This window comes from Kitasatospora sp. NPDC059160 (assembly GCF_042755465.1).
Lineage (GTDB): Bacteria > Actinomycetota > Actinomycetes > Streptomycetales > Streptomycetaceae > Kitasatospora.
The window spans coordinates 21,248-31,362 of record NZ_JBHZCN010000106.1 but is presented as its reverse complement, the minus strand read 5'-3'; the positions used below and the strand labels follow the sequence as shown (position 1 = coordinate 31,362).

At 73.2% G+C, this 10,115-nt stretch carries 9 protein-coding genes; 7 read left to right on the top strand and 2 right to left on the bottom strand.

Translation table 11 applies throughout. The annotated features are described in order from the left end of the window. Positions 1-102: 102 nt before the first annotated feature. Positions 103-1,185, bottom strand: coding sequence for an alpha/beta hydrolase (locus ACFXOZ_RS33970; RefSeq protein ID WP_380593753.1), 1,083 nt, complete (start codon positions 1,183-1,185; stop codon positions 103-105). A 361-nt stretch (positions 1,186-1,546) separates the two neighbouring features. On the opposite strand from ACFXOZ_RS33970, the gene ACFXOZ_RS33965 reads away from it, so the two are divergent. The 7 genes from ACFXOZ_RS33965 to ACFXOZ_RS33935 all read left to right on the top strand — a co-directional run bounded on the left by ACFXOZ_RS33965 (position 1,547) and on the right by ACFXOZ_RS33935 (position 9,234). Continuing rightward, entirely contained in the window at positions 1,547-2,566 is a 1,020-nt protein-coding gene (locus ACFXOZ_RS33965; protein WP_380593751.1) for a substrate-binding domain-containing protein, read from the top strand. Beyond that, on the top strand, positions 2,563-3,603 hold the full coding sequence (locus ACFXOZ_RS33960; protein ID WP_380593749.1) for an ABC transporter permease: 1,041 nt from the start codon (positions 2,563-2,565) through the stop codon (positions 3,601-3,603). The genes ACFXOZ_RS33965 and ACFXOZ_RS33960 overlap by 4 nt, the downstream gene beginning before the upstream one ends. Beyond that, on the top strand, positions 3,600-4,478 hold the full coding sequence (locus ACFXOZ_RS33955; protein ID WP_380593747.1) for an ATP-binding cassette domain-containing protein: 879 nt from the start codon (positions 3,600-3,602) through the stop codon (positions 4,476-4,478). The genes ACFXOZ_RS33960 and ACFXOZ_RS33955 overlap by 4 nt, the downstream gene beginning before the upstream one ends. Next, positions 4,475-5,581, top strand: a complete 1,107-nt coding sequence (locus ACFXOZ_RS33950) for an ROK family glucokinase (protein ID WP_375884901.1) — start codon at positions 4,475-4,477, stop codon at positions 5,579-5,581. The genes ACFXOZ_RS33955 and ACFXOZ_RS33950 overlap by 4 nt, the downstream gene beginning before the upstream one ends. 136 nt (positions 5,582-5,717) lie before the next feature. Next, on the top strand, positions 5,718-7,505 hold the full coding sequence (gene ggt / locus ACFXOZ_RS33945) for a gamma-glutamyltransferase (RefSeq protein ID WP_375884904.1): 1,788 nt from the start codon (positions 5,718-5,720) through the stop codon (positions 7,503-7,505). 153 nt (positions 7,506-7,658) lie between these two features. Continuing rightward, on the top strand, positions 7,659-8,462 hold the full coding sequence (locus ACFXOZ_RS33940) for an exodeoxyribonuclease III (protein WP_380526895.1): 804 nt from the start codon (positions 7,659-7,661) through the stop codon (positions 8,460-8,462). Positions 8,463-8,646: 184 nt separating this feature from the next. Further along, the gene (locus ACFXOZ_RS33935) at positions 8,647-9,234 is read left to right on the top strand and encodes a hypothetical protein (protein WP_380526893.1); all 588 of its coding nucleotides are present in this window, start codon (positions 8,647-8,649) and stop codon (positions 9,232-9,234) included. A gap of 70 nt (positions 9,235-9,304) precedes the next feature. Here ACFXOZ_RS33935 and ACFXOZ_RS33930 read toward each other — a convergent pair whose 3' ends face one another. Beyond that, positions 9,305-10,012, bottom strand: a complete 708-nt coding sequence (locus tag ACFXOZ_RS33930) for a lysoplasmalogenase (protein ID WP_380593745.1) — start codon at positions 10,010-10,012, stop codon at positions 9,305-9,307. Positions 10,013-10,115 lie beyond the last annotated feature (103 nt).

The following is a 10,115-nucleotide window of genomic DNA, read 5'->3' as shown; positions in this document are numbered from 1 at the left end:
GAGGGCGCCTCCGCGGGTGGCGCGCCGTCTGGAGAAGGCCCGGGGCCGGGTCGCGAACACGCGCGACGGGCCCCCGGCCGTTCTCCCGGCGGTGCCGGTCGGTCACTGCACCGGGATGACCCCGGTCAGCCACTCGAAGGCGCTCGGGACCATCCGCTTCCACATGTCGGTGGTGTGCGGGCCGGTGCTCTCCTCGACCTGGACCTTGGTCGGCTCCTTGGCCGCGGCGGCGATCGCCTGGCCGTCCTCGTAGCCGTCGCCCTTGGCGCCGCTGACCAGCAGGGCGACCTTCGGCGGCTGCTGGGCGGACTTGAGGATGTTGACCGGGTTGTTCTCGGTGCGCAGCTTCGGGTCCTTGCCGACCAGCGAGTCGCCCTCGGTGGCCGGGTCGTTGTAGCCGGACATCGCGATGGCGGCGCGGTAGCGGTTGGGGTGGGCGAGTGCGAGCTTGGCCGCGCAGTGGGCGCCGGCCGAGTAGCCGGCGATCGCCCAGCGGTCCGAGGACGGGTCGGCGCGGAAGTTGTCCATCACCATCTGCGGGACGTCGCGGGTGATCCAGGCGTCCGCGTTGATCTTGCCGGGGATGTCGGTGCAGCCGGCGTCCTGGTGGCTGCCCAGCAGCAGGGTGCGCGGCGAGACCAGGATGAAGGGCGCGACCTTGCCCTGCTGCATCAGCGGCTTGAGCTGCTCGGAGACCTTGAGGGTGCCGTACCAGGTGGAGGAGGAGCCCGGGTAGCCGGGGATCAGCTCGACGACCGGGAACTTCTTGTCCTTGAACGCCGGGTCGTTGTACTGCGGCGGCAGCCAGACCAGCACCTCGCCGTCGACCCCGGAGACCTGGCCCTTGAGCTCGGTCTTCTGGACGTCGCCGGGTACCGCCGGGTCGTTCACGCCGCCGAACTTCTGCAGCACCTTCGGCGGCTGCTTGGCGGCGTCGCCGGAGCCGTCCTTGCCGTTGCCGGCCGGGTCCACCGGCGCCACCGAGGGCACCGCGCGGACGTGGTCACCGGTGCCGAGCAGGTCGTCCCAGTTGCCGTAGATCAGGTTCGCGTTGTTGACCATCACGAAGACCATCAGCACGGCGGTGACCTGGCAGAACATGATCATGACGATCCGGGACAGGGTGCGCACCGGCTGGGGGCCGCGCACCTTCCCCCAGAAGAGCAGCGCCACTGTGATGGACACCGGCACCAGGATGACGGTGAGGATGAGGAATGGCGTACCTGTCAGTTCCATCGCGTTCTCGTATCCGGGTCGCTCGCCGCCCGGGCCCCACTCGCCCGGACGCACGTCAATGGCATCAGACGGCAACCAGCGGATGATCGGTTGCTGTCCGAATCTGTGCGGAACCTGAGAGGAACATCACGTTTCAGAGTTGTTCCCGCTTCGGGTCGGCGCCTAGTCTGTCACCCGGACGGCGGTGCTCCGGACCAGATGTTCAGCGAACTTCCAGGAAGGTCCCCCGGGGCACCTTACCTGGCGCGCCGTTCGCACCGCCGGGCGAGGCGGTGCGATCCCGCGCGGCCGGGCCAGAGAGACTATGGGGATGAGCACAACCCGCTTTCGCCCGTCCCGCCGCTTCTGGCCCGTGTGCGCCGTCCTGGCCCTCGCGGTCAGCGCGGCCGGTTGCAGCAGTACCGGAGGCAGACGCGCCGAGGAGGCCCGCGCCAAGGCCGCGGCCGCCGGTGGCAGCGCCGTCACCACCCCGCGCTGGAAGGTCGCCATGGTGACCCACGCCGGCGCCGGCGACGCCTTCTGGGACAGCGTGCGCAAGGGCGCCGAGCAGGCCGCCGCCAAGGACAACATCACCTTCCTGTACTCCAACGACGCGCAGACCCAGAACCAGGTCCAGCTCGTCCAGGCCGCCATCGACCAGAAGGTCGACGGCCTGCTGGTCACCCTCGCCAAGGGCGACGCGATGGCCGGCGTCCTCGGCAAGGCCAAGGCGGCCGGCATCCCGGTCATCACGATCAACTCCGGTCAGGAGTTCTCCGCGAAGTTCGGCGCGCTCACCCACATCGGCCAGGACGAGTCCTCGGCCGGCCAGGCGGCCGGCACCGAGCTGGCCTCGCGCGGCCGCAAGAACGTGCTGTGCGTGATCCACGAGCAGGGCAACGTCGGCCAGGAGCAGCGCTGCTCCGGCGCCCAGTCCAAGGCCGGCGGCGGCTTCCAGGTGCTGTACGTCAACGGCGTCGACATGCCCGACGCCCGGGCGTCGGTCTCCGCCAAGCTCCAGGCCGACCCCTCCATCGACACCGTGCTCACCCTGTCCGGCCCGATGGCCGCCACCGGACTGCAGGCCGTCCAGGACGCCCACCGCGGCGTGGAGCTGGACACCTTCGACCTGGGACCGCAGGTGGTCGCCGGGCTCAAGTCCGGCAGCGTCGGCTTCGCCGTCGACCAGCAGCCCTACCTCCAGGGCTACGAGGGCGTCGACCTGCTCTGGCTGTACCGGTCCAACCTGGACATGCTCGGCGGCGGCAAGCCCGTCGCGACCGGCCCGCAGATCCTGACCAAGGACGACGCCGACGCGCTCGCCGAGTACGTCGCGAGGGGGACCAGGTGAGCGGTTCCACCACCCCGGACCTGCTCGTCCAGGACCGTCCGGCCGCCCTGCGGCGCCTCCTCGCCCGCCCGGAGCTGGGCTCGCTGATCGCGGCCGTCGCGGTGTTCACGGTCTTCGCCGCCGTCGCCGAACCGTTCCTGCGGGTCTCCTCGCTGGGCACCGTGCTCTACGCGGCCTCCACCATCGGGATCATGGCCGTGCCGGTCTCGCTGCTGATGATCGGCGGCGAGTTCGACCTGTCGGCCGGCGTGCTGGTCACCACCGCCGCGCTGACCTCCTCGATGGTGTCCTACCAGTTCACCGCCGTCACCTGGGTCGGCGTGCTGGTCTCGCTGGCCACCACGCTGGCGATCGGCGGGTTCAACGGCTGGATGCTCGGCCGCACCAGGCTGCCCAGCTTCATCGTCACCCTCGGCACCTTCCTGATGCTGACCGGCGCCAACCTGGGCGTCACCAAGGCGATCTCCGGGACGGTCTCCACCAAGTCGATCGCCGACATGCAGGGCTTCGCGAGCTGCCGGTGGCTGTTCGCCTCCGAGGTGAACATCGGCGGACTGACGGTCAAGGCCACCGTCTGGTGGTGGCTCGGCCTGCTGGTGGTCGGCAGCTGGGTGCTGCTGCGCACCCGCTTCGGCAACTGGATCTTCGCCGTCGGCGGCGACGCGGCGGCCGCCCGCGCGGTCGGCGTGCCGGTCGCCCGGACCAAGACGCTGCTCTACCTGGGCGTCGGCTTCGGCGCCTGGGTGCTCGGGCAGCACCTGCTGTTCTCCTTCGACACCGTGCAGTCCGGCGAGGGCGTCGGCAACGAGCTGATCTACATCGTCGCGGCGGTGATCGGCGGCTGCCTGATCACCGGCGGCTACGGCTCGGTGGCCGGCTCCGCGCTCGGCGCGCTGATCTTCGGCATGGCCAGCAAGGGGATCATCTACGCCCAGTGGAACCCGGACTGGTTCAAGTTCTTCCTCGGCGCGATGCTGCTGCTGGCCGCGCTGCTCAACGCCTACGTCAAGCGCCGGGCGGAACGGGGTCCGCGATGAACGACCAGCTCGGCTCCGGCACGGAGCGCCCGGTGGCCACCGAACCGGCGGGCACCGAACTGCTCGCGCTGGAGGGCGTCGGCAAGACCTACGGGACGGTCCGCGCGCTGCAGGACGTCTCGCTGACCCTGCGGGCCGGCGAGATCAGCTGCGTGCTCGGCGACAACGGGGCCGGCAAGTCCACCCTGATCAAGATCATCGCGGGGCTGCACCGGCACGACGAGGGCCGCTACACCGTCGGCGGCGAGGAGGTCCGGCTGGACTCCCCGCGCCAGGCGCTGGACCGCGGCATCGCCACCGTCTACCAGGACCTCGCCGTCGTCCCGCTGATGCCGGTGTGGCGCAACTTCTTCCTCGGCTCCGAGCGGGGCACCCGCCGCTGGGGCGGCCTGCGGCTGGACGCCGAGGGCATGCGCGCCACCACCCGCGAGGCGCTCGCCCGGATGGGCATCGACCTGCACGACGTCGACCGGCCGATCGGCACCCTGTCCGGCGGCCAGCGCCAGTGCGTGGCGATCGCCCGGGCCGTGCACTTCGGCGCCAAGGTTCTCGTCCTGGACGAGCCGACCGCCGCGCTCGGCGTCAAGCAGTCCGGGGTGGTCCTCAAGTACGTCACCGCGGCCCGCGACGCCGGGCTCGGGGTCGTCCTGATCACCCACAACCCGCACCACGCCTACCTGGTGGGCGATCACTTCACCCTGCTGAAACGGGGGCGGACGGCCGGCAGCCACCCGCGCGCCGAGATCGGCCTCGAACAGCTCACCACCGAGATGGCCGGCGGCTCCGACCTCGCCGAACTCTCGCACGAGCTGGCCCGGCCGTCGGCCCCCGGTCCCACCGAACCCGACTCTCGTGAGGAGCGTCCGCAGCCGTGACCAGCCCCCATGGCAGCACTCGGCCGGCCGTCCTGCCCACCCTGCTCGGCCTCGGCCCGCGCGCCGAGCGCCGCCGCCGCGCCCTGCCCGCGGGCATACTGCGGCTGCCCACCATCGGCGTCGACATCGGCGGCACCAAGGTGGTCGCCGGGGTCGTCGACGGCGAGGGGAAGGTGCTGGAGAAGCTGCGCACCGACACCCCGCACAAGAGCAAGAGCGCCAAGGTCGTCGAGGACGTGATCGTCGAGCTGGTGCTCCAGCTCTCCGACCGGCACGACGTCCACGCGGTCGGCATCGGCGCGGCCGGCTGGGTCGACGCCGAGCGCTCCCGGGTGCTCTTCGCCCCGCACCTCAACTGGCGCAACGAGCCGCTCCAGCAGGCGCTCAGCGAGCGGCTGCGGTTCCCGGTGATCGTGGAGAACGACGCCAACGCGGCCGCCTGGGCCGAGTGGCGCTTCGGCGCCGGGCGCGGCGAGGACCACATGGTGATGCTCACCCTGGGCACCGGCATCGGCGGCGCGGTCGTCCGGGACGGCTACGTCGACCGCGGGAAGTACGGCCTGGCGGGCGAGTTCGGGCACATGCAGGTGGTGCCCGGCGGCCACCGCTGCCCGTGCGGCAACCGCGGCTGCTGGGAGCAGTACTCCTCCGGCAACGCCCTGGTGCGGGACGCCCGGGAACTGGTCGCGGAGGAGTCCCCGGTGGTGCAGCAGCTGCTCGCCCGGGCCGGCGGCACCGTCGAGGGCATCACCGGACCGCTGGTCACCGAGGCCGCCCGGGAGGGCGACCCGACCGCCGTCGAGCTGCTCTACGAGGTCGGCACCTGGCTCGGGGTCGGCATCGCCAACCTGGCGGCCGGCCTCGACCCGGGGCGCTTCGTCATCGGCGGCGGCGTCTCCGAGGCCGGCGACCTGCTGCTCGGCCCGGCCAGGGACACCTTCCGCCGCACCCTCACCGGCCGCGGCTTCCGGCCCGAGGCCAGCATCGTGCACGCGGCCCTCGGCAACGAGGCCGGGCTGGTCGGCGCCGCCGACCTGGCGCGGCAGGTCGCGCGGCGGTTCCGCACCATCAAACGGCGCCGGGTGGAGCGCAGCGCGCCGTAGCGGGGCCAGGGGCGGCGGGGAACAGGGCGTCCCCTCCGTCCCTCCTGTCAACTACCCGTTGGTAGCCGTGCGGTGTGGTTGTCGGATTCATGTCTCCTGTGGAACAACTGACGTGACGTCGACTCAGGAGGACCGGATGAGGGCCCTGACCCGCCTAGCGCCATCACTGCTGATCGCCACCGCACTGGTCTGGGCCACCACCGGCCCCGCCGGCGCCGCGGCGCCACCGCCCAAGGCGCCCGAGGCGGTGGGCTGGGGCGGGGCGGTGGCCTCGGTGGACGCCGACGCCACCGCCGCCGGCATCGAGGTGCTGCGCAAGGGCGGGAACGCGGTGGACGCGGCCGTCGCCGCCGCGGCCGCGCTCGGCGTGACCGAGCCCTACTCCTCCGGGATCGGCGGCGGCGGGTACTTCGTCTACTACGACCACGCCACCGGCACGGTGCACACCGTCGACGGCCGCGAGACGGCCGGCCGCACCGCCGACACCGGACTGTTCCTGGAGGGCGGCAAGCCGCTCGCCTTCGCCGACGCCGTCACCAGCGGACTGTCCGTCGGCGTCCCCGGCACCCCGGCCACCTGGGACTCCGCACTGCGCCAGTGGGGCACCCGCTCGCTCGCGCAGAACCTCGAACCCGCCGAGCGGATCGCCGAGAACGGCTTCGTCGTCGACGACACCTTCCGCGGCCAGACCTCCGACAACTACAGCCGCTTCAAGGACTTCCCGGCCACCGCCAAGATCTTCCTGCCGAACGGCAAGCTCCCCGAGGTCGGTTCCGTCCTGCGCAACCCCGACCTCGCCGCGACCTACAGGCTGCTCGCCAAGGACGGCGTGAAGGCCTTCTACCAGGGCGCGTTGGCACAGGACATCGCCGACACCGTGCAGCACCCGCCGGTCGACCCGGCCTCCGGCCGCAACGCCCGCCCCGGGAAGGTCGACGCCGCCGACCTGGCCGCCTACCAGGCCCGCCGCCAGGCGCCCACCCACGTCGCCTACCGCGACTACGACGTCTACTCGATGGCCCCGTCCAGCTCCGGCGGCACCACCGTCGGCGAGGCGCTGCACATCCTGGAGGACGGCGACCTCTCCGGCTCCAGCAGCACGCAGTACTACCACCACTTCCTGGAGGCCTCGCGGATCGCCTTCGCCGACCGCAACCGCTGGGTCGGCGACCCGGCCTTCGGCGACGTCCCGACCCGGCAGCTGCTCTCCGAGCGCTACGCCGCCTCCCGGGCCTGCCTGATCAGCCCGGACCACGCGCTCACCAGCCCGCTCGCCCCCGGCGACCCGTACCACCCGGCCGACTGCGCGGACACCGGGCAGGCCCTCCCCGAGCCGTACGAGGGCCCCAACACCACCCACCTGACGGTGGCGGACCGCTGGGGCAACATCGTCTCCTACACCCTCACCATCGAGCAGACCGGCGGCAGCGGCATCACCGTCCCCGGCCGGGGCTTCCTGCTCAACAACGAGCTGACCGACTTCGACTTCGTCCCGCTCGCCGCCGGCGTCCCCGACCCCAACCTGCCCGGACCGGGCAAGCGGCCGCGGTCCTCGATGTCCCCGACCATCGTGCTGCGCGACGGCGAGCCGCTGCTCGCCACCGGCAGCCCGGGCGGCGCGACCATCATCACCACCACCCTCCAGGTGCTGCTCGGCCGCCTCGACCGGGGCCTGAGCCTGGAGCAGGCGATCGCCGCGCCGCGCGCCAGCCAGCGCAACAGCGCCGTCACCCAGGCCGAGCCCGGCTTCCTGGCGCTGCCGGAGCGGTCCGCGCTGGAGGCCCTCGGGCACCGGTTCGCCGACGGCGGCGAGATCGGCGCCGCCACCGGCGTGGAGCGGCTGCCGGACGGCCGCTGGGTGGCCGCCGCCGAGCCGGTGCGACGCGGCGGCGGCTCGGCCGCGGTGGTCCGCCCCGCGGGCTGACCGCCCGGCCGCGGCGCGGTGCCGGCCGTCGAGCGCCGGGCCGCGGCGCCGGTCGGGCCGGGTTGTCGGTGCCGGGCGGTATGTTCGGGGTGGGTCTCCCCGTGGGGCCCACCCCCGTCCGTACCGACCGAACCACCGGGAAGGCCGCCCGCCGTGACCGTCCGCATCGCCACCTGGAACATCAACTCCGTCACCGCCCGGCTGCCCAAGCTCCTGGAGTGGCTGGAGAGCGCCAAGCCCGACGTGCTCTGCCTCCAGGAGCTCAAGTGCGCGGCCGACGCCTTCCCGTACGAGCCGGTCCGCGAGCTCGGCTACGAGACGGCCGCGCACGGCAACGGCCGGTGGAACGGCGTGGCGATCGTCTCCCGGATCGGCCTGGAGGACGTCGTGCGCGACCTGCCCGGCCAGCCCGGCTACCTGGCCGACGGCGCCCTGCTGCCCGACGTCGAGCCGCGCGCCGTCGCCGCCACCTGCGGCCCGGTCCGGGTCTGGTCGGTCTACGTGCCCAACGGCCGCGAGGTCGACCACCTGCACTACCACTACAAGCTGGAGTGGCTGGAGGCGCTGCGCAAGGCCTCCGCCGAGGACGCGGCCGGCCCCCGCCCCTTCGCCGTCCTCGGGGACTTCAACATCGCCCCCACCGACGCGGACGTCTACGACGTCGCCGCCTTCGAGGGCCTCACCCACGTCACCCCGGTCGAGCGCGCCGCGCTGGCGGCGCTGGGCGAGGTCGGCCTGCACGACGTGGTGCCGCGCCCCCTCAAGTACGACCACCCCTACACCTACTGGGACTACCGCCAGCTGGCGTTCCCGAAGAACCGCGGCATGCGGATCGACCTCACCTACGCCAACAAGCCCTTCGCGGACGCCGTCACCGACAGCTACGTGGACCGCGAGGCCCGCAAGGGCAAGGGCACCTCGGACCACGCCCCGGTCGTGGTGGACCTGGACCTCTGAGCCCCCGGGGCCGCGGTGACGCCGTGTGACGATCACACGAGGTGACGGGCCGTCGCCCGAACGGTCCTGAGCGGTGGCCGGGCCCACCGGGCCTGCCTACCGTCGGTGAAAGACCGGGTGCAGTTGACACACCACGTGGACATGGGAGTCCCCGGCTGCGCCCGAGAATCCCGGAGGTTCCGGCATGCGCCCCACGCGTACGGCCGCCGCCGCCCTGATCGGCGCGACGGTGCTGACCGGTCTGACGGCCCCCCTCGCAGCAGCCAGGGACGGCGCGGCCTCGGTCAGCCCGTCCCAGGCCGCACCGGGCCAGACCGTGACGGTCACGGTCTCCTGCGAGAAGTCGGACAAGCCCGACGCCAAGACCATTACCGCCCACTCCGCCGCCTTCGAGGGCGGCCCCGCGACCCTCACCCTGGGCTCCGACGGCAGGCACACCGGCTCCGCCCGGCTCGCCTCCGAGCGCAACGGGGACAGCAAGGTCGACGGCACCTGCCCGGACGGCGGCGCCTTCTCCACCACCGTCAAGGTCACCACGGTGACCGCCACCGCCCCCGACAAGGGCCTCGGCGACTGGGGCAAGGCGGCGGGGGAGTGGGCCGGCTCGCTGGGCCAGTCCGGCGCCGGCAGCCAGCAGGTCGCCCCGCACGGCGCGGTGAAGACCGGGCTCGGCGGCTCGGTCGCGGCGGACCCGGCGGAGCTGGCCGGAGGGCTGGCCCTGGTCGCGGGCGGCATCGGCGGCTTCTGGCTGCTCCGCAGGCGCAGTGCCTGACGGCCCCGCCCCCCGCGTACGCCCACGCCGCGCCGCCGAGCCCTGACCGGACCGGCGGCGTGGCGGCGCGTCAGAGGGCCGCCCGGTCCTGCCCCTCCTCGTGCTGGAGGAGGCCGCTGGCCAGCAGGTACTGGGCCAGCACGTACGTCGCCATGATCCAGAACTGATGCCCCGGCAGCTCGCGCCACTTCGCCAGCTGGGTCGCGATCAGGGTGTCGGAGAGCAGGAACAGCGCCCCGCCCAGCCCGGTCCGCCAGCCCAGGCCGGCCGCGGTGACCGCCGTCGAGGTGAGCAGCAGGCTGTAGCCGGCCACCGGGACCTTGAGCTCCCCGAGGTCCGGCCAGAGCCGGCCGATCATGCCCGCCCAGGCCGCCGCGTACGCGGCCGCGACCACCAGGGCGCGCCGCCGGTCGGTGAGCGCCCCGCGCTGGACGAACATCGCGACGTAGCAGACGTGCGCGGCCGCGAACGAGCCCATCCCGGCCAGGAACGCGGTGTCGTCCTTCAACTGCAGCAGTACGTCCCCGCCCGCGCTCGCCAGCAGTGCCGGGGTCAGCAGCTTCGGCAGCTCGCGCTCGGTCCGGGCCGCCGCCGCCACGCTGTGCGCGGCCAGCAGCGGCATCAGGGCCGGCTTGGTGGCGTTGCGCAGCACCGGGGCCCCGGAGAGGATCGAGCCCAGGTGCACCGCCGAGGTGGCCGCGAAGCCGCCGAGCAGGCCGGTGGCCGAACGCAGGCGCCCGCCGGGGCCGGTGGCGCGGGTGGTCGTACGGATGCTCATGCGGCGTCTGCCTCCGAGGTCGCCCGGGGTGGGGGGTCCACCGACCCTAAGGGAGTCGGCGGGGTGGGGGAAGACCAGGTTACCGGTGCGTAACCCGGGTGGG